This is a genomic window from Microbacterium rhizomatis, assembly GCF_008710745.1.
Taxonomy (GTDB): Bacteria; Actinomycetota; Actinomycetes; order Actinomycetales; family Microbacteriaceae; genus Microbacterium; species Microbacterium rhizomatis.
The window spans coordinates 1-24,583 of the sequence record NZ_VYSA01000007.1; the positions used below are offsets into that span (position 1 = coordinate 1).

The following is a 24,583-nucleotide window of genomic DNA, read 5'->3' on the forward strand; positions in this document are numbered from 1 at the left end:
ACGGGTCAAGCACGGTGCCCACCGCGAAATCCGACGGTTCCGTTCAGATCACCACCGTGATCGAAAACGCCGACGCTCCCACAGCATATGAATACAGCATCGGTGGGGCAGACGGGGCAGCACTCCGTCTGTTCGAAGACGGCAGCGTGGCGATCGAAGGTACGGACGGCGCCTATCTGGGCGGTGTGGTGGCCCCGTGGGCGTATGACGCCGCGGGGACACCGGTGAAGACCTGGTACGAGATCAAGGGCTCCTCGCTGGTGCAGGTGGTCGCTCACGACGCGGACAGCTACGCCTACCCGATCGTCGCCGACCCGTGGTTGGGCATCAATCTGTTCTCCTGGATCACCGTCGACTCCTACAACAGCCAGCCTCGCGTCAACCTGCAGCCCAGTCCCTGGGGTGCCGCTCAGTGGGCTTCGGTGGGAGGCCAGGTCGTGATGAACACGGCTGGCTGGGACGAAGCTTGGAACTGGAACAGCACCGTGCGCTCCGGTCTCAGCAAAGACAGTCAGCGTCAGCAGTTCGAGTGCCACTCGCTCGGATCGCCGTTCGCGGGGACGTGGAACCTCGAGAAGTTCCGCCCGAACCGGACAGTGCACTGGAGTTACGGGGTCGCTGTTCACCACTGCAACTGGACGACCCCTAACCAGTACTAAGAGGGCCGGCCCGGTCGGGATCGTCCAGCCCGACCGGGCACACCTCTGTTTGCTATATGCCATGAATGGGAATATAACTGAGGAATGACCTCGTTGACTTCACCCATGTTCTGGATCCTTACGAGCCTGGCGGGCGGACGCCGGCACGGGTACGACATCATGCGGGAGGCCGCTGAAGAATCGAGCGGACAAGTGATCCTCAAAGCGACCACTCTCTACGCGGCCCTCGATCGTCTCGAACGCGAGGGGCTCGTGATTCCCGATGGGGACGAGGTCGTGAATGGTCGGGCTCGCCGCTACTTCCGAATCACCGACGAGGGGTCTGTCAGATTGCGGGGAGAGGTCGAGCTAATCGAACGATCCGCGCGGGCGGCACGTGCCCGACTCGCAGCGGGGCAGGCGGCGCCAGTGACGCCGCGGATTGCGATGGTGTGAGCATGGTGAACCAGGACCCTTTTCGGCGACTGCTGCGTTGGTATCCGCGAGCATGGCGGGACCGCAACGGTGACGTCCTACTCGGTGTCATGCTCGACGCCGCCGAGCAGACTGGCCGCAACACCCCTACCCTGCCGGAGCGATGGTCAGTGATCACCCATGGGCTCGGCACCCGACTGGACCGACGCGTCGCGTTCGCCGCAACGATCCTCGCCCTCGTAACCGCGGCCGCCACTGGGGTCTTCACCGTCTGGGGCACAAGCTTCCTCGCGACCGCGACGGGCTCCTGGTTGTTCCCGGCACTTGCGGTCTTCGTCGGCCTCGTTTTCGTCGTGGCCGCCGTGTCAGCACTGGCCCGCGATCGCGGGCTCCTGACCGAGCCCCGAGCCGTGATCACGATCTTCCTCGCCACTCTGGCTCTGGCCGTCGCGGCGCTCGCGCAGATCTCCTGGAGCCTCGGCTTTGATGCCGCGGACCAGGGTGTGCGGGCCACCGGTTTGGCCGCAGCATGGTTGTGGCTGTTCGTCGGGGCATGGGCGATCGGAGCTGCCGCGATCGGGTTCGTCGTCGACGCGCTGCTGCGACGCACCCGCATACCTGCGGTCGTGCTCGTCATCCTCGCGGTCGTCGCAGGGGCCCTCCTGGCGCCGGCGGTAGGCCTGAGCCTGATTTCGCCATACACCGTCGCGATCGCCGCCAGCGTGCTCGCCGTCGCTGTCGTCTGGAGGCGTACCGTCGTCCCCGCGCCACGACGAGCGGCCGTTCCGCCCGCGGAGACGAAGGTTGTCCCTGCCCGAACTCGCGGTGCCGCGCGCCTTCTCGCTGCTATCTCCGCGGTCGCGAGCGGGCTCGGAGCGGTCTTTGCCGTCACGGGCTCCGCCTGGGGGCCGGCGAGCGATGGGACGGAGGCGATGGCGCAAGGCATCTCATTGTCTCTGATCGCTGCGCTCCCGCTGATCGCCGCGATCGGCATCAGTGCTGTCGCCCGCGGCCGGGTAACTCCGTTGCAGACCTGGGGGCCGTTGATGCTGGCCGTGCTCGCGGTCGCGGCAGTCGCAGTCGCCTATCGGGGTGCGCCGGCCTGGGAGAACATGGCCGCCGGATTCGCTGTCGGTTCCGTGCTCGGGGGAGGGGCAATAGCCTGGTGGAGCGCATTTCGGTTGCCAGGCAGTGTGAGAACGCGTGTCACGGTCGCGGTGCTGATCGGTGTCGTCTACGCAGCGTTCCTCGGGATACTCATCGCACCGATGCTGGCCTTCATCCTCCCCGTGCTCGCTGCCGCATTCGCGATCTGGACCCCCGGCCGGCTACCACGCCCCTCGCACGCCATGTCCTCGCCCGCGTCGAGCGGCCCATTGCCCCGGCTGAGCTGATGACGCAACTGCCTCATATCGCTCGAGCACCATGGCTCCTCGCCGCGGCTACAGCTCTCGCTCTCACCGGCACCCTTCTGGCCGGGTGTGCGCTGCTGGACCGTCATTCGCAGCTCACGATCGCAATGCTGATGGACGACCAGGGATACGAAACCGATGTGACCACCAACCCCGTCAACATCACCGAAACCGCCTGCACGGAAGAACTTGATTGCATCGAGGCGTACAGCACCGACGAAGCGAACTACTACCGGTTCAACACTCAAGATGCGGCCACCGAATACGTCGCTTCGATCGATGACGGCTTCGCCGTGCATTACATCGCCATGGACTTCACCGGAAAAGACAGCGCCTCGCCGGCCACGCAACGCTCAGCGATGGAACGACTCGCGGGGACGTGGCAGGACTACGGCGGCACCTTCCCGGACCGATGATGGCTCTCTCCGCAACCACTGTCGACCCTCGCTACGCCACCGGCATCGACGAGCACCCCCTCTCCGCGTCGACCTCTGGACGGGCGACTCGTAGAGCGATGAGTGGCGCATCGAAGGTGCCGAAGACCTCCATGAAGTCCTTGACTGGGCCACTGCGCGTGCGGAAGGCCGGCCGATCGATCGTGATCTACGTCGAGATAGTGACCGAACGCGGCAGGCTAGCGCGCATTCTCGGGAAAGAGTCGATCTGATGCGAGGAACGAACACTGGGGCATCGTTCTTCGAGCCAAATCGTGCACCCTGCCGGCAACGGAATCGACGAGTGATGTTCCTCGGAGAATACGAGGCGTACAGCAGAGAGGGTGGACAGTGCGACTGCACGAGCTAGAGAGCGCGCTGAGCGCTATCGGTCCCTTCTACCGAATGGTCCTCGACACGGATTCCACCTACAGCTGGGGGCCGGTACTCGATGAGGGTCCGGTCGCCGTGTGCTCCTTCCAAGAGGGCATCCAAGACGGTCAGGACCTCGAAGTGCGGGTGTCCACCTACCCGAGCGGCCACACAATACCGGCTATGGGGCGACGCACCAACCGATGGGCGAAGGTTTACATCGACGGAAGGTTTGTCCGCGACGCGGAACTCGTTCAGACAGGTGGGGAGTGGGTTGCCGTCACAACTGACGCGCAGAACCGAGCGGTACGCATCCAGGGACACGGGGTGCCCCCAGCCGAGTTGCGACTCGCTCTGACGATTGGCGATCACTTCCCAACCGCCTAGCTGCAACGGCCTGCGCTTCGACCCGCCAGAAGGACGGGCCGAAGCGCAGATGCGGTCACCAGCCGCAGTCGATGTTGCCCTGATCGAACGTGTCGTACACCGTGGGTGTGGTGTATTCCTGGCCGTTCTTGGCCATCACACCCAGACTGATGGCTCGGAATGACGTTTGATTGTGGTTAGGGCACGTCCACGAGAGCTGCTGAGATTGTGAACTTCCACCGCCGTAGTTGTAGGTCCTCACCCCCGTCACCTCGTTGGGTGTACCAAGGACGCCGTGATAGGCGGTGACCCGCATCTGGTGAGTGAGGAATTGGTACGGGCCACTGACACACGAGGTCAGCGTGTCGTTCGTGATCTTCTGGCCATTGCGGAGGATGAGAACGTACAGGCCGCAGCCACTCGGATACGCGCGCTGCGCTGCGCCCTCGCTCCCTGAGCTCTGGTAATCGCCCGCTTGTGCAGTAATAATCTCCGACCCGTCCGCCGTGGACTTTTCCATCCAAGCCCGAACGCTTGCCTGCTGCGCCGGGTCGTCGATGGTAGCCAGGGTCGCATCGATCGCCGCCTCGTTGCTGTCGGCAACAGACACATCATCGGCGGGCGGCGAGGCCACCGCCGCGTTAGCGGCCGTGCCCGCGCCGAGCGTGAGTATTGCGGCCATTGTGGCCACCGACAGGATTGCGCTCCATCGATTGGGGCTCATTTCGTTCTCCTCACTCGTTGTACCAAGAGTCCAGGTCGGACTCACCATGTAGATGTCCGCTCGGTTGCAAACGGTTCATTCGGTGCATCGCCGGAAACGATCGATTCCGGCACGGCGGCCATCGTCGAGCGAGGGCCCGCCGCAAACGCGGTCCGTCTCGAAACCCACTTACGGGACAGATGGTTTCGGATCGGAGTTTCGGGAGGCCGCTAGTCTGAGCGCATGCGTTTCACCGATTCGTCCTGGTGGTTGCTGCACAGGCAGCCGTAACGCATTCACGCGCGGGCTGCACGGCAGCCCGCGAATCTCCTCGCGGCAACTCTCGGTCCGTGCAGCTCCCCGATCTAGGAGCACACATGGACTCATTCACCGCTACCACCGCGCGCATGCCCGAGCTGCGCGCACAGATCGCCCAGCACCCCGAACAATTCCGGGTGCTGACCGGGGAGCGCCCCACGGGCCGGCTGCATCTCGGCTACTATTTCGGCACCGTTCGAGAGCGTGTCCGGCTCCAAGGGCTGGGGGTCGAGACGTTCGTCGTCCTGGCCGACTACCAGGTCATCACCGACCGTGACGTTGCGGGAAACATTCGCGAGAACGTCTACGCGGCCGTGCTTGATTACCTAGCGGCAGGTCTGGACCGGCGATCGACGACGATCTTCACTCACTCCGCCGTGTCCGCGTTGAATCAGCTCCTTCTCCCATTCCTCAGCTTGGTCACCGAAGCGGAGCTGCACCGCAACCCGACCGTGAAAGCGGAGCTCGCAGCATCCGGTCGAGCATTGAGAGGGCTTCTGCTGACTTATCCGGTGCACCAGGCCGCCGACATCCTGTTCTGCAAGGGCAACCTCGTGCCGGTCGGGAAAGACAACCTGCCGCATGTGGAGGTCACCCGCACGATCGCGCGCCGATTCAACGAACGCTATGGGTACGTGTTTCCCGAGCCGGCCGGGCTGGTCACCGATGCGCCCGAGCTGCCGGGTCTGGACGGCCGCAAGATGTCCAAAAGCTACGGCAATGCGATCGCGCTAGGGATGACGGCCGACGAGACCGCCGCCGTGATCAAACGCGCCCGCACCGACTCGGAGCGCACCATTACCTACGACCCCGAGAACCGTCCCGAAGTATCCGGGCTGCTCGCCACCGCCGCCGTCGTACTCGGCCGCACCCCAGCCGATCTTGCCGACGAGGTAGGAGACGCCGGCGCGGGCGCGCTCAAACGTCTCACCACCGAGGCCGTGAACGAGTTCCTTGCCGAGCACCGTGCTCGACGGTCAGCGCTCACCATCGAGGACTAGGAGAAAGGGTGGACTATGCGACCGCATGAGCTAGAGAGCGCGCTTAGAACTATCGGTTCCTCAGCGGCCAGACGCTACCGGCTGTGGGACGCCGAACTAACCAATGGGCGAAGGGAGAGAGGGGTCCCGGCTTCAACTTCCCTTGCCCGAGCTGGGGCGGGCCGAGTCCATTCAGCACATCTGAAGTCCGGTGGGCGGAATCGTTGTGGTCGCCGACGTGCTGATCGCGACCAGCTTGCGCTCCGCCGGCGTCTTGCCCGACACACAGTCCGGCTACACACGGTCCAGAGCCGCGGTGAGCGCAGCATCTGAGCCGAACGTGTCGGGCGAGACCACGAGAATGGTTTCTCTTGATGCTGCCCAGCGCCCTTCAACGGGAACCACGTATATGGATGCGAGCCCTCGTGCGGCAGCGGCCTCGGCGCGGAGGATGAGCGCGGTCTGACGATCGCTGAGGTTGCCTCTCTGCGAGATCTCTGCCTGCCAGCTTCGATACTTCTCACCCCACGCGCCCTCCGGCCCTGCGGCGGTGAACCATTCAGCCGGTTGCTGATCGGGAATGTCGACGTCCTGAGCGGTTGGGCGCGTGTAAAGCAGTTCGTTGCACTCCCATGACTGCTGCCAGGCTTCCAGCCACATCTGCTCGCGGGAGTCTTGTCGAGGAAGTACGCTCCCCGGACTCTCGATGGTGCGTGCCAGATCCTCTGGCGCGAGGCTGAGGTCCCAGATCTTCCGCAGGTACAGAAGCCGATGCGGAACGTCGTCACCCCAGACCAGCATCGGTCCCGTTCCTGCAATCTCTGGTGTCGTCGCCACCCTGTTGGATTGCCCTAGAAATTCCATTGCGCGATCTCCTTCGTCGGTAGTCCATGGGACTTAGTTCACCAGCGTCAAGCCCGTCCCAATGGTGACTTGTCTGCCGTGCGGTGCGAGGGGAGCCGGCCTCGTGCGGCCGACTCCCCACCCCTGGTGGGTCAGAAGCCGTCTGACGGCAGGCCAGCGCCGCAGACTGTGCCGGTGGTCAGGATGACCGCACCGCCGGCGATCGCCGTCCCGCCTGTCGAGCTCGCGTAGAGCACACTTCCTGCACCCGTCCACGTTGCCGGCGACGGCCCCGACGGCCAGCTGAGAGTCGTCGCACCGTAGCCCGTCCAGAAGGTCACGTCCCAGTAGATCCGGTTCGACACTGGTCCCGTCACGGTGTAGCCCGTCACCGCGCTCACGAGACGGCCACTCGCGCTTGCGTCCACGAAGGACGAGCCACAGGGGCCGTACACGGTGCCTCGAGCAGCCGTCGAGCCATCGCCAGGCTGTGGCGTCATGATCCCTGTCTCAGCGTTCTCTGCTTTGGCTTCCTCGGTGACCGCGACAGATTCCCACGACCCGTCGTGGTAGGTGACGATCTCATAGCCGTTCGCTTGAGCAACATCCTCGTCGTACCCCGTCACGTACATCGTCGTTTCGACGCGCGTGTGAGTCTGCTCACTATCGATCTCCGCCGCGGAAACAGACACATCATCGGCGGGCGGCGAGACGACCGCCGCGTTAGCAGCCGTCCCCCCGCCGAGCGTGAGTATTGCGGCCATTGTGGCCGCCGACAGGGTTGCGCTCCATCGTCTGGGGCTCATTTCGTTCTCCTCACTCGTTGTACCAAGAGTCCAGGGCGGGCTCACCATGTAGATGTCCGCTCGGTTGCAAACGGTTCATTCAGTGCATCGCCGGAAACGATCGGTTTCGGGATGTCGATTTGCTGCGGCGGAAGGCGAGGACAGCGTCGGTGGCGGTAAGTACGGCGAGTGCGGCTAGGAGGATTCTTGCTGTGGTGTCCGTTGTTGGTGAGACGAATACGGGCCCGACGAGGGACCACCACAACAGGAGGCCGGCCCCTGCCAGGGATAGCAGGCTGCGGGTGCGCAGAGTGGGCACGGTCCATCGTCCGGTGATGAGCACGATCACGTACAGGATGAGGTCTGCAGCCCATAGGGGAAGGATCCAAGGCGCCCGCCATTGCAGGAAGTCGGGGTCGAGTGTGAGGGCTGTGATTGCGGGTTCGGGGAGCCAGGGTGCCCACGAGGCGAGCCAGGGCAGGGCGATGACGACGGTGGCGCCAAGCACCCCGGCCGCGATTGCGCCGACCGTGCCTGGGCGACTGATTAGGTCGCGGTCGATCGTCTGGGGTGGGGTTGGCGTCCAGGCCTTCGGCCTGGATTCGCGGCGGTGTTCGGCCAGTGCTCCGATGAGCGTGTAGGTGATCACCGCGCCGGGCCACCACAGGGCGCCGATGCCGGGGCCGAGCCACCACACGGTGAGGCGACCCCACCAGGTGTTGGCGCCGTAGTCCCAGCCAGTGACCGGGATGACGCCTAGCATGATGGCCGGCAGGGTGATCGCCCAGATCAGCGCGACGCCGCCAAGTGCGATCCAGGTGAAGCGAGGGGCGTCTGAGGGGCGGATGATCGTGAACCCGGCGGGCCGGTAGCGGTCGGCCACGTCCCGCGGTGCACCGAAAGTTGTCAGTAGTTGCATGGCGAGCGAGGAGTCGGCGGGGCGACCGGCATCCGCTGCCCGACCGGCGAGTTCGTCGTCGAGCAGCGAGCGCAGCTCGAGAGCGACGTCGGTACGCTGGCGTCGGGGCAGGTGCCGCATAACGTCGGCGACATAGCTGTCGATGATGGCGGTGGGGTCCACGTCAGTCCTCCTCGGTTAGGAGCCGGTTTATCACCGACGCCAGCGACCCCCATGCGGAAGTCAGATCTGTGTACGCACCCGTGCCGAGCGCGCTGAGTTCGTAGTACCGACGTGGAGGCCCATCGTCGGCCTGCCACTGCGAAGCGAGCAGTCCCTGGCCCTCCAGCCGGCGCAAGAGCGGATAGAGCGTGCCCTCCTCGATCGGCATCCCGCGCTGAGCAAGGGCCTGTCGCAGGGAGTAGCCATACTGCGGTGTGCGCAGCTGGGAGAGGACGGCGAGCACGAGGACACCCTTGCGGAGGTCCTGCTCCAGCCGACCAAGCGGTGTCGGGCTATCTACCATGAGTAACACAGTACATAGACCTACACAGTAGAGCAAATGATCGAGATTGGTGCGCATGCATGACGCTGCGCGGTCACAGATCCGGTTCGGCGCGCCGAGCGAGGACGGGGCCCTACCGCGCCGGCAAACGATCGTTTGCTGAAGGGGTCGCGCGCTCGGCCTTCCCTGCCACCGAAAACCTCTGCCGTCTCGGTACCTCATTCCGGGGCGATCGGTTTCGGCACGGAGTTTCGGGCGGTTCTCGTTTCGGGCGTGTGTGTCAGCCGCGGCGAAGGGCTGTTACGTATCGGCAGCCAACTGCGATGAGTGCGGTCAAGATCGGGATGAGCCAGAGCGCGGCGGGAAGGGAGGTGGCGTGAGATAGCAGGCCGATGAGCGGCGGGCCGCAGAAGATTCCGATCCACCCGATGCCGGAGACGACGGTGACGGCGAACCCGGGGTGCGTCCCGTGGAGCCTGCCGGCTGCGCTGAATACGGTTGGGACAACGGTGCCGCAGCCGAGACCGAGGATGAAGAAGCCGACGATCGCGGCGGGAACGGTTCCAATCAGGAGTGAGCTGGCGAACACGATGGCGGCAACTCCGGTGAGGATCGGCAGGAGCACGTGTACGGGGAATCGAGCGATGAGGCGGTTACCGAATAGGCGGACGATGACCATCGCGAGCGCGAAGCTCGTGTAGCCGAGGCCGGCGGCGACGGGTCCGCCGTCGAGGGATTCGCGGAGGTAGACCGACGACCAGTCGGCCACAGCTCCTTCCAGAAGGAGAGTGGCGAAGGCGATCCCACCAAGAATCAGCATGACGGGTGACAGCTGGCGTTGAACCTTCTGGCCGGGATCGGCCGTGGACTCCGACGCGGGGTCGACGTCTGACAGCATGCGGGTGCTGAGCCACAGGCCTACGACGAGCGCAGGCACGCCGATGATGATCAGTTGAGTTGTGAGGGACGTGCCGAGCGCTACCCCGGCTGTCCCGGTTGCGGCCCCGACAAATGCGCCGATGCTCCAACTGGCCTGCATGCCGTTCATGATCGGTCGATCGCGCACCTTCTCGACCGCTACTGCTTGGGTTGTCATCGCGATATCGAGCAGCCCCTGAAACAGGCCCCAGACGAGAAGTGCGCCGAACAGTGCCCACACGGAACCGGTTAGACCGACGAAGGGGCCAGCGAGGCACGAGCCAACGAGGGCGAGTTGCACAAGTCGTCGGCTGCCGAGGCGTGGTATGACAACGGAGCTGACAGCGACAGCCAGCAGCGATCCGGCTGGGACGCCGAGGAGAGCGATACCGAGCATGCCGTCATCCATGCCGATATGCGTCTTGACGACCGGGATGTGAGCCGTCCACGACGCGAAGAGTAGGCCGTGGGCGAAGAACACCGTCACGACTCCCACTTGGGCGCGTCGTCCTGCGAGTTCGCTAACCGTCGAAGGCATGTTGGTTTCGACCATGGCCGGACGATACCCATGGCCGCCGACACTCACATGGCCGATATCGTAAGTTTCCGCAATCGCTCGAAACTGATCGGTTTTGAGCAGAGCTGATCGATCCCAGCTCGCCTCCCAAATATCCGCGGAAGCTCGGATGCTGAGAACCCTTGTCGAAACCTCACCCTGCGAAAAACCTCGCCTGGAGGTTTTGCGCAATTCCGGATCCGGTGGTTGACGTCGGTGAGTTTCAGTTCCCCGAGCAGGTCGAGTACGGCAGACTGGTCAAGAGCCACCGTGCGTTTGTATCCTTCCGTGAGATTCCTAGACAGTTCCCACTAACCACCGCACGATGGCTCAGCACGTCAACGACGTGACACCCGAGCCGCGAAACTACACCAACCCTTGGGGTGTGACTCATCTCACATCTCGTCGAACCCTACGAAGTGAGTCCCGCGGCAGTAGTAGTCATGCTGCCCACTTATCCGCGACCCTCCTTGGGGTTCACCATTTCGCTCGTGTTTCGGATCACCTTTCTGCGCAATTAGTTGTACATGTTTGCGGTCCGGCCGGTTAGAGTTGGTCCATGTCTTCCTCAGCGGCCCTCCCAATCCCCGTTCTGCCCACCTCCGAGGCGCGCGGTCAGCTTTCGAGCGCGCTACGAAGGTTCCGCGAGGGGGGCGCGCTGGCCGCCCCCGTCGTTTTCGGCGCCCAGCGGAGGCCGGAGGGTGTGGTGATCCCGTTCGAGCTCTACGCAGAGCTCCTCCCGGTGATCGAGGACGTAGAGATCGCCCACCTCGTGCGGGAACGCGACAAAGCCGGTGCTTCTGTCCCGCTCGCCGACGTCGCCGCCGCGATCGGACTCAACCCGGACGACTACCAGTAGTGGCATCGCCGTTGAAGCTGACAGCCCGCCCAGGTTTTCAGCAAGACATCGACGCGCTCCCGGACTTCCGCACCCGCAAAATGGCCCTGGACATGCTCGTTCTCGTCCGGGAGGGCAAGGTACGCGGTGAGAAATTGGACGCCCGCGTGGCCACCGGCAATCTCGGGGACTGCTACAAGCTCTACTTCGACCCAGACGGCAGCGACAAACCGAGATTTCGTCTCGTCTACCGCTACACGCCAGACGAGATCACGGCGGTTGCGCTCGAGGCCGTCGCCGTCGGCCGCCGAGCAAATCTCGACGCATATCAGCGCGCCATCGCGAATCTGGGACGGCAGACCAACTGACACCCTGCCCTGGAGCGTGGCCCCGACCCGGTGTCACGACCCGGCTCGCGATCAGGGAAGTTCCCTTGCCCCTGCGACCTTCCCCGAGTTCGTGATATCCGACGTGTGTGGAAATGGCTGAGGGTGGGCCAGCGTGGCGGGCCACGCCCACCCCGTCCACAGCGTTAGCAGTCTTGCGGAGTACCGCGGGCGCTGTTCTGGACGTCGTCGACCACACTCTTGTGGTTGCTGAGTGGCGGTCCTTGGTCCCTGGTTCGCGCTCGGATCTGCGCGGGTTCAAGCTCAGTAGCCTAGGAGCGAGGCCAGGTCCGTCACGCTGTCGGCGGTGAGATCCCAGGGTCCGTCCGCGGAGAGGTCTGTTTGTTGGTCCGGACCGTGCTCGAGGGGTCGGGCGATGAACGCTGTGGCCAGCCCTGCCGCCGCTGCGCCGGCGAGGTCGTCGTTGTGGGCGGCGGCGAGCATCACTTCGCCGGGTTCCAGGCCCAGCAACGATGCTGCGCCCTGGTAGACGCGCCGCTCGGGTTTGTATGTCCCGAAGACATCGGAACCGAGCACCACGTCCCAGCGCAGTCCTGCGTGTCGTGACAACGCGACCAGAAGCGCGGTGTTCGCGTTTGAGAGAGGACCGACAAGGTAGCCGGCGCGGATTCGATCCAGGCCTTCAGTGACATCTGCCCACGGTCTCAGACGTCGCCAGACAGAGGACAGTTCATCAAGGTGCTTCGGGTCGAATGTGTTCGCGGCGATGCCGAGCTGGCCGAGGACAGTATCGAGGTTCTCGCGGTGCAGCGTGTCCAGAGTGACGTAGCCACGAGAACCCGCCCGGATCGGTGCCATCGAGGGCTGGTACTGCGCGCGCCAGGCATCCGCGAACGATCTTGGATCCCATTCGACGCCGGCAGCATCAGCGAACTCGTCTGCGGCGGCGGCGACGTCCGTGCGCCAATCTACGAGTGTTCCAAACGTGTCGAAGATCACCGCGCGAACGCGCTGAGATGTAGACGGGGCGACGTAGATCATCCGAATTCATCCATCCACTTGTTCGCAATCGTCGATCCGCGTCGATCGACCCCGGTCGTCGCCGGGGGAGAACGAGGGCTGCACCGTCCGCGCACTACACACCGTGCTGTCCCGGTGTGGGCTACGGGCGCCTGCCTTCGCTCGGAAGCTCTCGTGCTGCCATCGAAGGCGGCCGAGTAGCGCCGGCATGCGAGAACCTGTTGAGGTCAAGAAGTCTGCGGCAGTCGGCACGATGCGATCATATGACCAGGGCAACATCGCGTGGACGGACGCCGCATTCCAGGAACCGGTCTGCTCCGATCTCCGCGGTGATGAGACGCGGACCCGTCCCGGGCGTTTCGTGGGATCCTCTACCCCGGTGCTGACCCCGGTGTGTGCGTTCCGAGCTCGAAAGAGAAGGACGACGCGACGACTCAGGCCGCAAATCCGCCAGGATGGGGGAGTTCTCTAGTGACCTGAGAACTGCGATGTCATCAACGGGCCTCCGCTGCTGCTCGTCCCGTCATCGATAGGAGGGACCGCGATTGATTCCCGTTTCGTCCGCGAGCGCGTTCGACTGGCATCACAATTCCGGCGCGAAAGAGTGGTCTACATCAGTCGTTGCCGTGGACGTGCACGACTTCCATCGTTCCCTGCCAGGATACGCGCCGACCCCGCTGACGCCGGTCGCTGACCTTGCTACTGAGCTGGGAGTGGGGGCAGTATTCGTGAAAGACGAATCTGATCGGCTGGGGCTCCCGGCGTTCAAGATCCTGGGCGCTTCCTACGCCATCTCTCGAGCAGTCTCCGCCCGATTAGGTCGCCCCTCGGCGGCCTACCCACTCGATGAGCTTCGAGCGCGCATTGCCGGTTCCACGGTGTCGTTGGTTGCTGCGACGGACGGGAATCACGGTCGTGCTGTCGCGCGCGTGGCACACCTGCTCGGCATCTCCGCCGCCATCTACGTCCCCACCGAGGTATCCGAAGCCGCGAAGGACGCAATCCGAGCAGAGGGCGCGCACCTTGTTGAACTCGCCGTACCGTATGACGCCGTCGTGGTTCATGCGGCAGCAGTGTCCGGTGGTGACGCTGTCCTCATCCAAGACACCTCCTGGGAGGACTATCGGGACATCCCACAGTGGATCGTGGCCGGGTACGACACGCTTCTGGCAGAAGTGGACGAACAGCTTGAGAATGCGGGCTGTGACCGCGTGGACCTCGTAGTCGTTCCCGCCGGAGTCGGCTCATTCGCACAGGCAGTCGTGGCCCACTACCGCACGAACGGACACAGGCCCGCACTGATGGTGGTTGAACCTGATACCGCCGCCTCCGTCACCTCGTCCCTCAACACCGGGCAGATCTGCCCGGTGCCCACCGGCGATACCGTGATGACCGGCTTGAATTGCGGCACCGTCTCGGAGATCGCATGGCCGGTACTCAGCAGCGGACTCGACGCCTCAGTGACGGTGACAGACCGCGACGCGCTCGACGCCATGAACGCGCTCGACGCCTTCGGCATCGACGCTGGCCCGTGCGGGGCAGCGACACTTGCCGGCGCTCGCCGTGTCCTCGCCGACCCGGAGCGCCGCACACAACTGGGTGTCGGCAATGATGCGGTCGTCGTTCTGCTCAACACTGAAGGGCGGGCCGCCAACCCCAAGACCTTCGCACGCTGATCGCCGAGCGAGTGCCCGCTTGAGGGGGAGACGTTTCATCGGCGGAGCCGATCAGATGTGGAGAGCTCATTCCTCGTAGTGCGAAAGGACTCTCAGGAACTACACGCAGGTGAGCGCGGCAGCGACATCTGTCGTTGGTCTGGACCACCGAAATTCAGGCGCGGGCTGCTTGTCACCGGCCAGTTTCCTTGCATTCTGTTCAGTCGTTGAGGAACTTTGCCGCGACGGGTGCGAACTGTTCCCAGTACTGGAAGATGCCGCCGTGTCCGGAGTTGGGGTAGATGATTAGCTCGCTGCCCTTGATCCGCTGCTGCAGGTCGGTGGATAGAACGGTGGGCACCATTCGGTCGTTGTCGCCGTTGGCGATCAGTGTCGGTTGTGTGATGACGGATAGGTCTGCGGATGGAGAGCGACCGTATCGTTGGATGGCCTTCAATTGTGTGCGGAACGCCTTCAGGCTGGCGTTCTTGTCGCGGTCGATGGTGCGCTCTTGCAGCCGTTCGACGAACGCTTTGCCTGCGCGTTTTCCGGCGTTATCGCGGTTGAAGAAGAGGAACTCTTTCGGGTCTGACCTGGTGAGGGTGGCTCGGAGGATGTCCCAGTAGGTGACGCCGACCACCTTGTCGATGTTCTTTCCTCCGCGGGGACCGGTGCCGGTGAGAACGAGCTTTCTAACCAGCGTAGGGTGTTTGACGATGAGGTCCTGTGCAATCATCCCGCCCAGGGAGAAGGAGAAGATGTCGATCTTGTCGTAGCCGAGACCCTTGGTGATGAAGGTGTGGGCGTCGTCGGCTGCCTGCTCGATGGTGGCCGGCACCGTGCCGGTGGACGCGCCAACACCCTGCTGGTCGAAGGTGATCACTCGACGGGTTTTCGCGATCGCGTCCACGATCCGGGGATCCCAGTTGTCCAGGGTCGCGGCAAGGTGGACGAAGAACACCACGGGTATCTCTTCTCTGGGTCCGAGTTCCCGGTACGCGAAGGTGATACCTCCAGCCTGGAGGGTCTTGGTCGGCGCCTGGGCGTAGGAGGTGATGAGCGGTTCGTTGATGCTGTTCATGGCTGCGGGTCCTTGCTGGTCGGTCAATGATGTTTGATTCGGGATGGGTAGGCCTGTTCAGGGGACGGTGATCACCGCCTTGCCGCGATATCCGGACTTTCCGAGGGACGCGAGGGCGTCTGGCGTCTGAGCGAAAGAGAAGGTTGCACCGACGATGGGGCGGATGCTGCCCTGATCGACAAGGTCGGCGATCGTGCGTAGGTGGTCGCCGGAGGCGCGCATGAACAGGAACTCGTACGCGACGCCGAGCTTCCTCGCCTGTCGACGAACACCGCGGCTGAGCCCGAAAAAGGCCCAACGCAGGAGTGCGTTCAAGCCTGCACTTTTCGCGAATGCGGGGGTCGGCGGGCCGGAGATTCCGATCGCTTTGCCGCCGGGCTTGAGCACTCGGAGTGATCTGGCGAGGTTCTCTCCACCCAGAGAGTCAAGGACCACATCGTAGCCGCTGAGCTCCTGCTCGAAATCCTGCGTGCGGTAGTCGATCACGATGTCCGCGCCCAACTCGCGGGCGAAGTCCGCGTTCGCGCCAGAAACGGTGGTCGCTACGTGTGCGCCGAGGTGCTTCGCGAGCTGGATGGCAATGGTGCCCACGCCGCCCGCGCCCGCGTGGATCAGCACTCTGTCACCCGCCTTCACGGCTCCTCTTTCGACAAGGGCCTGCCAGGCGGTCAGCGCGACCAGTGGGAGCGATGCGGCTTCGGCCTGTGTCACGGTGGCGGGGGAGTGAGCGACATCGGATTCGTCGATCGCGATCCGTTCTGCGAAGGTGCCGATCCGGTGGTCTCGTGGCCGCGCGTACACCTGATCGCCGGGTGTGAAACGCCGCACCGCGCGCCCGACCCCGATCACGGTGCCAGCGACATCGTGACCGAGTGTCACGGGCGTCTTGTAGGGGAGGATCGCCTTGAATTTGCCCGTCCGGATCATCTCGTCCAATTGGTTCACTCCGGCGGCTGCGACCTGGATGAGCACGTCGTGGTCGCCGACCGTGGGCTCGGCGATGTCTACCTCCCGCAAGGGGTGTGTGTATGTATCGAAACCGAACGCGCGCAAGGCGACTCCTTCAACGGGGGGGGGGGGGCTCACTCGCCACGTGCGTGAGCGAGTGCACTCAACTATGAGTGTACTCACTATATCTGTGAAGGGGTGCCGATAGTCGCATGTGTCGCGGTACGGCGCATGCACGGTGGTGACCGCCCGGCGTCGTCGTTACTGTCCAGCGCAGCGCGGCCGCGATGGACAGCGTGTGGCTGACTCACTGAGAAGGGCGAGCAGTCGGGGCGCGAAGAATGGCTGTCTAGATCAGCGGGTGAGCAGGGCTGTCTGTTTGCGGATGTCGGCGATGATCGCCTCGACGCTGAGCTCGGTGTTCACGCTCGCGGCCATGGCGAGGAACATGATCGCTGACACCGTGCGGGCCAGCGTCCCTGCCTGAGTCGGCGTCGTGCCGGGTTCCGACAAGAAGGCCCGTGCCATCGCCGCCTCGGCATCCGTCACGATTCTCAGCGCCTCGGCGTGATGGGGTTCGGTGGGGTCGCCGAACACCATCTCCCGCAGGTAGGTGCGTCCGTTGTCGATTTGCGCGCGGTTACATTCCACAATCGGCCCGACGATGGCGAGCACAGCATCGAGTGGCGACGATTCCGCATCTGCCGCCGCCACCCCCCGCCGGAGTGCGTCGGAGTAGTGCGAGTTCTGCACCATCAGCAGGAGCTCAGCCTTGGTCCTCGCGTAGAGAAACAGGGTCCCGGAGCCGATGTCAGCTCGATCCGCGATCTGCTGAGTCGTCACTTCATCTACACCGTGTTCGGCGAACAGCTCGCTGGCCGCGGCGAGGATGCGCTCGAGCTTCTCGCGCTTGTTCCGCTCACGGCGACCCGTGGGAACCGGCACGGCAGGAGACGAACTGACCATCACTCTCCTCCCGGGAATAGAATCCGATCATACTCAGTTCCGAGCGTAGTCATCAATGTTCGAACCAGGAGCGCTGCACGGCAGGGAACGCGCACGTTCACCACGGCGGGGCTGACTCACGACCGCTATGTGCTCGCCTTCGGGTGTGCTGGCCAGCTGGTCGGCACCGGGATTGCCCCCTCATTCTCTTATCCGCCACACAGACAAAAAGCGGAAACGCAACCATGACCTCACTCAGCGGTGCTGTCGTCCTCATTACCGGCGCGAACGGCGGGATCGGCACCCAGTTCGTTCACGAAGCCCTGGCACGCGGGGCGGCGAAGGTCTATGCCACCGCCAGGTCGCCCCGCACCTGGGCTGACTCGCGCGTGGTCCCGCTCGCCCTGGACGTCACCGACCCCGCCTCCATCCGTGCTGCGGTCGAGGCGGCACGGGACGTGACTGTCCTCATCAACAACGCCGGCGCATCACCGAGCACGCCGGGAATCCTTTCGCACACCGACGAAGAGATCCGTGCCAACGTCGAGACGAACTTCCTCGGCCCTCTGTTCCTTGCACGCGCCTTCGCGCCGGTGCTGTCAGCTAAGCGTGACACGGCGCTCATCGACATCCATTCAGCACTGAGTTGGTTCGCTGTGGGTGGGGTCTACAGCGCCACGAAGGCAGCACTGTGGTCAGCGACCAACTCGTTGCGCATCGAACTCGCCCCGGCGGGCGTACAGGTCGTCGGGGTGCACGTCGGATACGTCGACACGGCAATGGCCGCGCACTCGAAGGACCCGAAGCTCGACCCCGCGGTTCTGGTGCGTGCAGTGTTCGATGCGACCGAAGCCGGAGACTACGAGGTGCTCGCCGATGACACATCGGTGCACCTGAAGGCTGCGCTAAGCGGCCCGCTCGAAGATCTCTACCCCCAGCTGGTCCGATCCGGCGAATAATCTGACCGTGCCACGGTGATGATCGCTCCCGACGAGGGTTTCATCGTCTCCCACACACTCGGACTGCCCGAAGACAGGACCTCCGAAATGCCGACACTTGATGAAGCCACCGTGCTTGTGACCGGCGCGAACGGGGGCATCGGCCGGCACTTCGTGCACCAGGCGCTCGCACGCGGGTCCCTGAAGGTCTATGCCACCGCACGGTCCCCGATCGAGTGGAATGATCCGCGCATCGTTCCACTTGCTCTCGACGTCACCGATTCCGATTCGATCCGTCGAGTAGTGAGCGCGGCATCCGACATCACGGTCCTCATCAACAACGCGGGAACGAATCCTGAAACAGCCAGTCTGCTGGAGGTGTCCGAGACGAACCTGCGGGCGAACATGGAGACGAACTTCTTCGGCCCGGTGCTGCTCGCGCGTGCGTTCGCTCCCGTGCTTACTCGAGCTACCGGCTCAGCGCTCATCGACGTTCACTCCATCGCGAGCTGGTACGCGTACGGCGGCGCATACAGCGCCTCGAAGGCGGCGATGTGGTCGGCCACCAACTCGCTCCGTCTAGAACTCGCTCCGCAGGGCGTGCACGTGATCGGCGTGCACATGAGCTACGTCGACACGCCCATGGCCGCTCACGCGTCCGGACCCAAGCTCACGCCAGCAGACCTGGTCACGCAGGTGTACAACGCTGTCGAGGCAGGGCAGTTCGAGGTGGTGGCCGACGACGTGACTGGTCACGTTAAGGCATCGCTTGCCGGACCGATCGAGTCGCTGTACCCGGAGCTTCGCAGCTGAGGGAGGGCGAGGCATCGTCGCTGGGAGGGGGACGGGACGCGAACCGCACCGCACCTGCGGGGACGCGCTGCCGCGCGGGGGATTAGGAGATCTGCACGACGGTGCGTCCTCGGACGTGTCCTTTGAGAATGGCGTCGGCCGCCTCAAAGGTGTCGTCCAGTCCGATGGTGGTAGTGAGCGCGTCCAGCGCGTTTAGGTCCAGTTCGTCAGCGAGCATCGCCCAAGCGCGCTCTCGGAGCTCGCGTGGCGCGTCCACCGAGTTCGCCCCGTGCAGGGTGATGCCGCGAAGAATGAACGGCAGCACGGTGACGGGCAGGTCGATGCCTTGCGCCATGCCATTGCTGACAACGGTTCCGCCATAGCGGGTCTGTGCCAGAACGTTGGCGAGCGTGTGTGATCCGATCGAGTCCACAGCCCCGCCCCACTGTTCCGACTGGAGCGGCCGGTTGATCGGTTCGGAGAATTGCGCACGATCCACGACTTCGCTCGCGCCGAGGGCAGTTAGGAATACTCCCTGTTCCGCGGCGCGGCCGGTCGAAGCCACCACACGGTAGCCGCGGCGGGCCAGAAGGTTGATCGCCACGGACCCCACGCCACCTGCCGCTCCCGTCACCAGCACGTCTCCGCTGTTGGGAACCACGCCATGATCGGCGAGGGCGAGAACGGCGATCGCTGCGGTGAATCCGGCGGTCCCTATCGCCGCTGCCCGGGACAGTGAAATCTCTTCGGGGATATGCACCAGAGATTGCGATGAGACGCGTGCACGCTCCGCGTAGCCTCCGTCGATGGTCTCGCCCGCGCCCGCCCCATTCAGAGTCACCCGGTCTCCGACGGCGAAGCGGTTCGATGAGGACTCAGCGACCGTGCCGACAACATCGATGCCGAGCGTTACCGGCCATCGTCGGACGATACCGGCGCCGGTCAGAGCCATCGCGTCCTTGAAGTTCACGCTGGAATACGACACGTCTATGAGCACGTCCCCCGCGCCCGGCTCCGGCTCATCCTTTTCTGTGAGACGGGCGGGCTGGTTCTCGGTGTGAGCGACGATGGCGCGCATTCGCAGCTCTCCTATCTTTCGTGGGCGGGGACATGGGACATCGCGTGCTCCGCGAGAGCGGTGATGGTCAGCGCAGGGTTGACGCCCGGGTTTGCTGGCAGCGCTGCAGCGTCGCAGACGATCATGTTTCGGTAGCCGAACACGCGCTGCCGATGATCGATCACCCCGGTTGACGGGTCCGCGCCGATGACAGCGCCGCCGAGCATATGCGCGGTCTGCGGGATGTTGAAGAACGCTTCGAAGATGCTGCTCTGGGCCACCCCACCGTTTTGCTCCGCCACCCACGCCGCCACCCGGTGTCCTATTTCCAGATAGGTGGGGGCGGGGCGGGTGGGGTCAACGGCGCTGGTCAGGCGGAAACCGCCTCCCCGCCGTTTCTTGGCGGCCAGGCGGAGCGCGTTGTCGCGTGGTTGCATCACGAGGATTTGCAGCGTGCGGGTGCTCCAGCCGCTCTGTGGTCGAATCGCCCACAGTTTTCGCGGTTGCCGCAGGGCGTTTCCGATCCAGCGGGCAATTCGCTGCGGCTGGTTTCCCGGACCGGTGAGCAGGGTGAAAAGTCGCTGCTGTGCATCAGCGTTCGGCCCGAGGGTGAGGAACTCGATCTGTGCATCCTGGTCGAGGATCACCCGACTGCTGGCGGTGACGTCGCGCCACGTGTCGATGTCCTCGGGGAAGAGAACGCTCAGCACGGTCTCGCTATTGGTGCGCACCAGATGACCGAGCCGGTCGCTCACGCGTGACAGCGACCCACGGTGTTTGCAGTCGGCAAGGAGTTCATTGGTGCCGATGGCACCAGCGGCGAACACAACACCGTTGGTGGTGAACGTGGACCGGACCCCGTTACGTCCCGCGCTTCGCGCTTCCGTGGTGATCTTGTATCCGTCGCCGCCGTCGAGCGCACCCAGGGGCACCACATCGACGACTTCCTGCTCGGCGATGACACGCGCACCGCCCTTCTCGGCGAACCAGAGATAGTTCTTAGTGAGACGATTCGCCGCCCCGGTGCGGCAGCCGATCATGCATTCGCCGCAGCGACGGCAGCCGGTGCGGTCGGGTCCCTCTCCGCCGAAATAGGGGTCCGGTACGGTCTTGCCAGGCTCGCCGAAGAACACACCGGTAGGGGACAGGGAGTACGAGTCGGGCGTACCGAACTGGTGCGCTACCTTCTTCGTCAACGCCATCGTGGCTGACTCCCATGGTGCCGTCCTCACTCCCAGCATTCGCTCCGCGGCGGCGTAGTGCGGGCTGAGCGTGCGCGCCCAGGAGCCGAGCCGGCGCCACTGCGGGTCGTCGTAGAACGCCTCCCGGGCGCGGAAGAGAACACCGCCGTACATGAGGCTTCCGCCTCCGACACCGGTCTGCGCCGCACTGACGACATGCTTGAACAGGGTGGGTCGCATGATTCCGTAGCGCCCTTTGGAGGGATTCCACGTGTATCGCTCCCGGTCGGAGGCGGAACGGGGCAGCTGATCGTCTTCGTATCGTCGTCCTCGCTCGAAGACTGCGACCCGGTAGCCCTTCTCTGTCAGGCGGAGCGCTGCGACACTGCCGCCGAAACCGGAACCGATGACTACCCAGTCGAAGTCGCTGGTGTGTGTCTGGGCGGGCTCCGCGGCATTGGTGGGCATGAGGTCAGCGCGACTCGATCGGGAGCGTGGAGCGGACCCACTCGCCGATCTGTGAGATTGCCTGGTCGGTTTCGGGCACTCTTCCGGCCGCCCAGACGTAGGAGTGCTGGCCGCCTTCGACCGGCAGTGCCTCGGTGACCACGTCTGCGGCTTCGAGGCGCTCGGCAAGTTCGGCGTCCTCGCCGGCGAGGACTTCGTAGGTGCCCCAGGAGACCAGAGTGGGGGGCAGGGCGGACAGGTCGGCACGGTTCAGGTTGATTCGCGCGTCGTCCGCGTCGATCTGCGTGCCACCGATCCAGGCGTCGCGGAAGAACTCGAGCACGGTGCGGCTCAGCAGCTTGTCGGTGGCCGCATTCGCCTCGATGGCCGCGTTCGTGATCGTTAGGTCAGCCCATGGTGAGATGGACACGATCGCACCGGGGAGTGCCTTTCCGGTGTCCCGCAACCGCAATGCAACTGCGATCGCGAGAAACCCGCCGACAGAGTGACCGATAGTGATGATGTTCGACGGTGCGTATCCCTCGGCTACCAGCCAGTCAAACGCCGCCTCGACATCGTCCAGCTGAGCGGGGTACTTGTGCTCGGGTGCCCGGCGGAAATCGACGACGAGCGCCGGCACTCCCACGGCCGAGGCGATGTGGCCGGCGAGTTTGCGGTCCACAGCGGCCGATGTTGTCACGCTTCCTCCAGCGTGAGCGTGGAGCAGCACGAACGAAGTGTCAGCACGTTCGGGCTGTACCCATAGTGCGGGCACTCCGTTCGCGTTCACGTCGCGGTATGTGACCTTTTCCGGTTCGGTGGCGGCATGGTGAAGCCGTTCGGACAGAGCACGGAGCACATCGATCTCTGACGGGGTGTCTGCGCTGGCGGCGAGGAACTGCTCGAACTGGAGCGCTTCTGCGCTGAGCTGTGGGGCGGGTGCGGATGACATGGGAGCCACCTCTCTGTGACGGGTCGCGACTTTCGCGACGGTGGTGCGACCCTACGGACGCTGAGTACAGAAAATCAACTGAGCAAGGGGGGGTGGGCGATCAAAGCCCAACTTTGGTTGGTGCCGGCGCCGTGTCAACGCGTCGGCTCACCGGGCTGCCGTCCAGACGGTAGGTGTAGCGACCGAACCCGAGGAAGCACCCCACGCCTGCCCCGACGAGGCAGACCAGGACCACCATCGGTACGTCGTATCCGCCGGTCGCGACGTACAGCTGTCCGATCAAGAAGATGCCGATCGCGCCGCCGATGGTGAGCATGAAAAACACCAGACCGCCCACTCGGGAGTAGGCGCTGAGGGGGAAGAATCGGCTGACGATGTAGGACGCGACGTCTCTCTCTGCCCCGAAGGCCACTCCGACCAGGACCGCGCCCAGAAGGGACAGCGGCAGTGTCGTGGCCGTGAACAGCAGTACTGTCCCAACCCCGCCGAGAACGAAGAGGACGGCGGCAATACCGGGGGCGTAGAGCCGGTCCAGCAGGAACCCGACGACACCGTGAACGAGCAAGGAGCTCACTGCCAGAGATGACAGCATCAGCGCGGCCGTCTCGGGGGAGTAGCCATGTCCGGCCGCGATGGGGAACACCTGGCTGAGCAGACCGAACAGTGCCGTTGACACCAGCAAGATCCCGCCCATCAGGAGCCAGAACTGTCGCTGGCTGGTCAAAGGCCGGATGCTGGAGGTGCCCGCTCCGTCGCCGCCGTCCGAGCGTCGCATTGCAGTTCCGGCTGGCAACCGGGTCACGAACGCGTACACCGCCGGGGGAATGACCACGCATAGGACGCCGACCGCGATGTACACGGAACGCCACCCGTAGGTCGTCTCGATCGCCGTGGCGATCGGAGGCATGAGGATGGTGCCCAGGGCGGACCCGACGGCCAGAAGTCCGAGGGCAAGCCCGCGTCGGTCGGAGAACCATGCGGTCACGACGGTGACATGGGCTACAGGCGTTGATGCCCCCGCGACAGCTCCCAGGAGGATGCAGAGGAAGTACCAGTACCCCACGCTGCCGTTCGCGCTGGCCAGCAGGATCACTGCACCCCCGAACGCCAAGGAGACGGGCACGGTGGGGATCCGGGGCCCGTAGCGGGAAACCAGGATGCCGATCGCGAAGGCGCTCACGCCCGCCGCCACCGTGGCAAACGACGCCCCGTTGGTGAAATCAGCAAGCGTCTATCCGAACTCGTCAATCATGGGCACGGCGGCGACGTTGAACAGCACATTCAACGTCCCAGCCCCGAAGATGAGCGCCAGCATGGCGGTGAAGACCAGCCACCGGCGGTTCGGAGTCCGGCGGGCAGCAGGCGTTGGCGGAGTCGCAATCATGGTGTGGAGACCTCTCTGTCTCTTGCGATGGTGGTAGCTGGAACTCGCTGCCCGATCGTCTTCACCGACGGTGGGGTGGGAGCTGGTGGATATCCAACAGCCGGGAGCCGATACTCGCCCACCTACCAAAGTTGGGGCGCGAACTTGCCCGCACGCATGGCGCTGGACCACCACCCACACCCAAGCGCCGCGGGCCACCGCCGAATCGCCCCCGGGCGACGTGGTCGGGGGCCCATTCCTCAACGTGGACGTGGACAGGGACAGGGACGTGACCCTGACGGGACGCACTCCGATGACCGGTATGCGGTAGGCGCCCAGCATAAAGAAGGAGCACTTGTCCGGTAGTACCGTGAACGCGCCTGGGTCGGGACGGAGTGCTGCATCTGCTCAGCGATGGTGGTTGCGATCGCATCACGGTCAAATGCGACCACGAACACGCACCGGTCGTGGCCGAGGAAGGTCCGAAGGCGCTCGAGGGTGGCCACCATGTCCTTTTTCCCGCACCGATCCAGATCGTCGATGAAGATCACATAGCGGCGCTTGGAGTCGGTGTTATGGAGTTTGTCGAACAGGACGCTGAACTGTGCGACGTGACTGGGGGTGGACCTGGAGACGGTCACCGTCGACACTTCCAGCAGACCCGCGATGACGACGAGCAGGAATGTGGAGCTCGCCGCAAACCCGGACCACGCTACGACGTTCTTCCCCCACTGGCTATGAAGTCCGCCACGGGCTCGAACAGGTGTCCGATCACTGTCCAGCCGAGCGGGAGGAGAAGGAACAGTGTTACCAGCAGCAGCGCACCGAAACCGGCCACCCGCCACCCGCCGTGGTC

General features: G+C 64.4%; 25 protein-coding genes and 1 pseudogene. 10 read left to right on the forward strand and 16 right to left on the reverse strand.

From position 1 onward, the window contains the following. From F6B43_RS18830 to F6B43_RS18845, 4 genes and pseudogenes are all read left to right on the forward strand, one after another. Positions 1-659 (forward strand): annotated as a pseudogene (locus F6B43_RS18830) (hypothetical protein); the annotation flags it as partial. 105 nt (positions 660-764) lie between these two features. Then, positions 765-1,094 (forward strand): PadR family transcriptional regulator, encoded by a 330-nt coding sequence (locus F6B43_RS18835; protein WP_246160058.1) that lies wholly within the window; start codon positions 765-767, stop codon positions 1,092-1,094. 2 nt (positions 1,095-1,096) lie between these two features. Further along, a complete protein-coding gene (locus F6B43_RS18840; protein WP_150450566.1) occupies positions 1,097-2,467 on the forward strand; it encodes a hypothetical protein in 1,371 nt (456 codons plus the stop codon). A 125-nt stretch (positions 2,468-2,592) separates the two neighbouring features. Then, the gene (locus tag F6B43_RS18845; RefSeq protein ID WP_150450567.1) at positions 2,593-2,901 is read left to right on the forward strand and encodes a hypothetical protein; all 309 of its coding nucleotides are present in this window, start codon (positions 2,593-2,595) and stop codon (positions 2,899-2,901) included. Positions 2,902-3,733: 832 nt separating this feature from the next. Here the strand turns inward: F6B43_RS18845 and F6B43_RS18850 are convergent. Then, on the reverse strand, positions 3,734-4,381 hold the full coding sequence (locus tag F6B43_RS18850) for a hypothetical protein (RefSeq protein ID WP_150450568.1): 648 nt from the start codon (positions 4,379-4,381) through the stop codon (positions 3,734-3,736). A gap of 356 nt (positions 4,382-4,737) precedes the next feature. On the opposite strand from F6B43_RS18850, the gene trpS reads away from it, so the two are divergent. Further along, complete coding sequence (gene trpS / locus F6B43_RS18855; RefSeq protein ID WP_150450569.1) at positions 4,738-5,679, forward strand: tryptophan--tRNA ligase; 942 nt, start codon at positions 4,738-4,740, stop codon at positions 5,677-5,679. A 273-nt stretch (positions 5,680-5,952) separates the two neighbouring features. Here trpS and F6B43_RS18860 read toward each other — a convergent pair whose 3' ends face one another. The 5 genes from F6B43_RS18860 to F6B43_RS18880 all read right to left on the reverse strand — a co-directional run bounded on the left by F6B43_RS18860 (position 5,953) and on the right by F6B43_RS18880 (position 10,355). Then, positions 5,953-6,459, reverse strand: a complete 507-nt coding sequence (locus F6B43_RS18860) for a hypothetical protein (protein ID WP_150450570.1) — start codon at positions 6,457-6,459, stop codon at positions 5,953-5,955. 194 nt (positions 6,460-6,653) lie between these two features. Further along, on the reverse strand, positions 6,654-7,307 hold the full coding sequence (locus F6B43_RS18865) for a hypothetical protein (RefSeq protein ID WP_150450571.1): 654 nt from the start codon (positions 7,305-7,307) through the stop codon (positions 6,654-6,656). Positions 7,308-7,386: 79 nt separating this feature from the next. Then, the gene (locus F6B43_RS18870; protein ID WP_150450572.1) at positions 7,387-8,367 is read right to left on the reverse strand and encodes a hypothetical protein; all 981 of its coding nucleotides are present in this window, start codon (positions 8,365-8,367) and stop codon (positions 7,387-7,389) included. 1 nt (position 8,368) lies between these two features. Next, positions 8,369-8,710 carry a PadR family transcriptional regulator gene (locus F6B43_RS18875; RefSeq protein WP_150450573.1) on the reverse strand — a complete coding sequence of 114 codons (342 nt, stop codon included), beginning with the start codon at positions 8,708-8,710 and terminating at the stop codon, positions 8,369-8,371. Between the two features lie 259 nt (positions 8,711-8,969). After that, on the reverse strand, positions 8,970-10,355 hold the full coding sequence (locus F6B43_RS18880; protein ID WP_211368210.1) for an MFS transporter: 1,386 nt from the start codon (positions 10,353-10,355) through the stop codon (positions 8,970-8,972). Between the two features lie 367 nt (positions 10,356-10,722). Here F6B43_RS18880 and F6B43_RS18885 point away from each other — a divergent pair, with 367 nt between their 5' ends. Together F6B43_RS18885 and F6B43_RS18890 are read left to right on the forward strand one after the other, a co-directional pair. After that, positions 10,723-11,022 carry a hypothetical protein gene (locus tag F6B43_RS18885; protein WP_150450574.1) on the forward strand — a complete coding sequence of 100 codons (300 nt, stop codon included), beginning with the start codon at positions 10,723-10,725 and terminating at the stop codon, positions 11,020-11,022. A gap of 11 nt (positions 11,023-11,033) precedes the next feature. Then, positions 11,034-11,369: a hypothetical protein gene (locus F6B43_RS18890; protein ID WP_246160059.1), complete on the forward strand. Its 336-nt coding sequence runs from the start codon at positions 11,034-11,036 to the stop codon at positions 11,367-11,369. A 282-nt stretch (positions 11,370-11,651) separates the two neighbouring features. Here the strand turns inward: F6B43_RS18890 and F6B43_RS18895 are convergent, their stop codons facing one another. Further along, complete coding sequence (locus F6B43_RS18895) at positions 11,652-12,389, reverse strand: haloacid dehalogenase type II (protein WP_150450575.1); 738 nt, start codon at positions 12,387-12,389, stop codon at positions 11,652-11,654. 611 nt (positions 12,390-13,000) lie between these two features. Here F6B43_RS18895 and F6B43_RS18900 point away from each other — a divergent pair. Beyond that, positions 13,001-14,044: a diaminopropionate ammonia-lyase gene (locus F6B43_RS18900; protein ID WP_246160065.1), complete on the forward strand. Its 1,044-nt coding sequence runs from the start codon at positions 13,001-13,003 to the stop codon at positions 14,042-14,044. Positions 14,045-14,243: 199 nt separating this feature from the next. Here the strand turns inward: F6B43_RS18900 and F6B43_RS18905 are convergent, their stop codons facing one another. The 3 genes from F6B43_RS18905 to F6B43_RS18915 form a co-directional block, all read right to left on the reverse strand. Next, a complete protein-coding gene (locus F6B43_RS18905; RefSeq protein ID WP_150450576.1) occupies positions 14,244-15,104 on the reverse strand; it encodes an alpha/beta fold hydrolase in 861 nt (286 codons plus the stop codon). Between the two features lie 57 nt (positions 15,105-15,161). Beyond that, positions 15,162-16,157 (reverse strand): NADP-dependent oxidoreductase, encoded by a 996-nt coding sequence (locus tag F6B43_RS18910; RefSeq protein WP_150450577.1) that lies wholly within the window; start codon positions 16,155-16,157, stop codon positions 15,162-15,164. A gap of 249 nt (positions 16,158-16,406) precedes the next feature. Then, positions 16,407-17,018 (reverse strand): TetR/AcrR family transcriptional regulator, encoded by a 612-nt coding sequence (locus F6B43_RS18915; RefSeq protein WP_150450578.1) that lies wholly within the window; start codon positions 17,016-17,018, stop codon positions 16,407-16,409. Positions 17,019-17,242: 224 nt separating this feature from the next. Here F6B43_RS18915 and F6B43_RS18920 point away from each other — a divergent pair, with 224 nt between their 5' ends. After that, positions 17,243-17,956, forward strand: coding sequence for an SDR family oxidoreductase (locus F6B43_RS18920; RefSeq protein ID WP_150450579.1), 714 nt, complete (start codon positions 17,243-17,245; stop codon positions 17,954-17,956). Positions 17,957-18,043: 87 nt separating this feature from the next. Then, positions 18,044-18,748 (forward strand): SDR family oxidoreductase, encoded by a 705-nt coding sequence (locus F6B43_RS18925; RefSeq protein WP_150450580.1) that lies wholly within the window; start codon positions 18,044-18,046, stop codon positions 18,746-18,748. Between the two features lie 82 nt (positions 18,749-18,830). Here F6B43_RS18925 and F6B43_RS18930 read toward each other — a convergent pair whose 3' ends face one another. The 6 genes from F6B43_RS18930 to F6B43_RS20145 form a co-directional block, all read right to left on the reverse strand. After that, complete coding sequence (locus F6B43_RS18930) at positions 18,831-19,805, reverse strand: MDR family oxidoreductase (protein ID WP_150450582.1); 975 nt, start codon at positions 19,803-19,805, stop codon at positions 18,831-18,833. An 11-nt stretch (positions 19,806-19,816) separates the two neighbouring features. Continuing rightward, a complete protein-coding gene (locus F6B43_RS18935) occupies positions 19,817-21,433 on the reverse strand; it encodes a GMC oxidoreductase (RefSeq protein ID WP_150450584.1) in 1,617 nt (538 codons plus the stop codon). Between the two features lie 4 nt (positions 21,434-21,437). Further along, on the reverse strand, positions 21,438-22,364 hold the full coding sequence (locus F6B43_RS18940; RefSeq protein WP_150450586.1) for an alpha/beta hydrolase: 927 nt from the start codon (positions 22,362-22,364) through the stop codon (positions 21,438-21,440). Between the two features lie 100 nt (positions 22,365-22,464). Next, the gene (locus F6B43_RS18945; protein WP_150450587.1) at positions 22,465-23,556 is read right to left on the reverse strand and encodes an MFS transporter; all 1,092 of its coding nucleotides are present in this window, start codon (positions 23,554-23,556) and stop codon (positions 22,465-22,467) included. A 39-nt stretch (positions 23,557-23,595) separates the two neighbouring features. Next, on the reverse strand, positions 23,596-23,748 hold the full coding sequence (locus F6B43_RS19710; protein ID WP_170285749.1) for a hypothetical protein: 153 nt from the start codon (positions 23,746-23,748) through the stop codon (positions 23,596-23,598). A 239-nt stretch (positions 23,749-23,987) separates the two neighbouring features. Beyond that, entirely contained in the window at positions 23,988-24,572 is a 585-nt protein-coding gene (locus F6B43_RS20145) for a P-loop NTPase fold protein (RefSeq protein ID WP_150450589.1), read from the reverse strand. Between the last annotated feature and the right edge of the window lie 11 nt (positions 24,573-24,583).

Excerpts from the sequence above, each read along its gene's own strand:
- F6B43_RS18860 (WP_150450570.1), bottom strand. The coding sequence starts at position 6,459 with ATGCTGGTCTGGGGTGACGACGTTCCGCATCGGCTTCTGTACCTGCGG.
- F6B43_RS18850 (WP_150450568.1), bottom strand. The coding sequence starts at position 4,381 with ATGAGCCCCAATCGATGGAGCGCAATCCTGTCGGTGGCCACAATGGCC.
- trpS (WP_150450569.1), top strand. The coding sequence starts at position 4,738 with ATGGACTCATTCACCGCTACCACCGCGCGCATGCCCGAGCTGCGCGCA.
- F6B43_RS18875 (WP_150450573.1), bottom strand. The coding sequence starts at position 8,710 with ATGGTAGATAGCCCGACACCGCTTGGTCGGCTGGAGCAGGACCTCCGC.
- F6B43_RS18940 (WP_150450586.1), bottom strand. The coding sequence starts at position 22,364 with ATGTCATCCGCACCCGCCCCACAGCTCAGCGCAGAAGCGCTCCAGTTC.
- F6B43_RS18885 (WP_150450574.1), top strand. The coding sequence starts at position 10,723 with ATGTCTTCCTCAGCGGCCCTCCCAATCCCCGTTCTGCCCACCTCCGAG.
- F6B43_RS18845 (WP_150450567.1), top strand. The coding sequence starts at position 2,593 with ATGCTGATGGACGACCAGGGATACGAAACCGATGTGACCACCAACCCC.
- F6B43_RS18840 (WP_150450566.1), top strand. The coding sequence starts at position 1,097 with ATGGTGAACCAGGACCCTTTTCGGCGACTGCTGCGTTGGTATCCGCGA.
- F6B43_RS18865 (WP_150450571.1), bottom strand. The coding sequence starts at position 7,307 with ATGAGCCCCAGACGATGGAGCGCAACCCTGTCGGCGGCCACAATGGCC.
- F6B43_RS18920 (WP_150450579.1), top strand. The coding sequence starts at position 17,243 with ATGACCTCACTCAGCGGTGCTGTCGTCCTCATTACCGGCGCGAACGGC.
- F6B43_RS18835 (WP_246160058.1), top strand. The coding sequence starts at position 765 with ATGTTCTGGATCCTTACGAGCCTGGCGGGCGGACGCCGGCACGGGTAC.
- F6B43_RS19710 (WP_170285749.1), bottom strand. The coding sequence starts at position 23,748 with ATGATTGCGACTCCGCCAACGCCTGCTGCCCGCCGGACTCCGAACCGC.
- F6B43_RS18925 (WP_150450580.1), top strand. The coding sequence starts at position 18,044 with ATGCCGACACTTGATGAAGCCACCGTGCTTGTGACCGGCGCGAACGGG.
- F6B43_RS18905 (WP_150450576.1), bottom strand. The coding sequence starts at position 15,104 with ATGAACAGCATCAACGAACCGCTCATCACCTCCTACGCCCAGGCGCCG.
- F6B43_RS18935 (WP_150450584.1), bottom strand. The coding sequence starts at position 21,433 with ATGCCCACCAATGCCGCGGAGCCCGCCCAGACACACACCAGCGACTTC.
- F6B43_RS18895 (WP_150450575.1), bottom strand. The coding sequence starts at position 12,389 with ATGATCTACGTCGCCCCGTCTACATCTCAGCGCGTTCGCGCGGTGATC.
- F6B43_RS18930 (WP_150450582.1), bottom strand. The coding sequence starts at position 19,805 with ATGCGCGCCATCGTCGCTCACACCGAGAACCAGCCCGCCCGTCTCACA.
- F6B43_RS18915 (WP_150450578.1), bottom strand. The coding sequence starts at position 17,018 with ATGGTCAGTTCGTCTCCTGCCGTGCCGGTTCCCACGGGTCGCCGTGAG.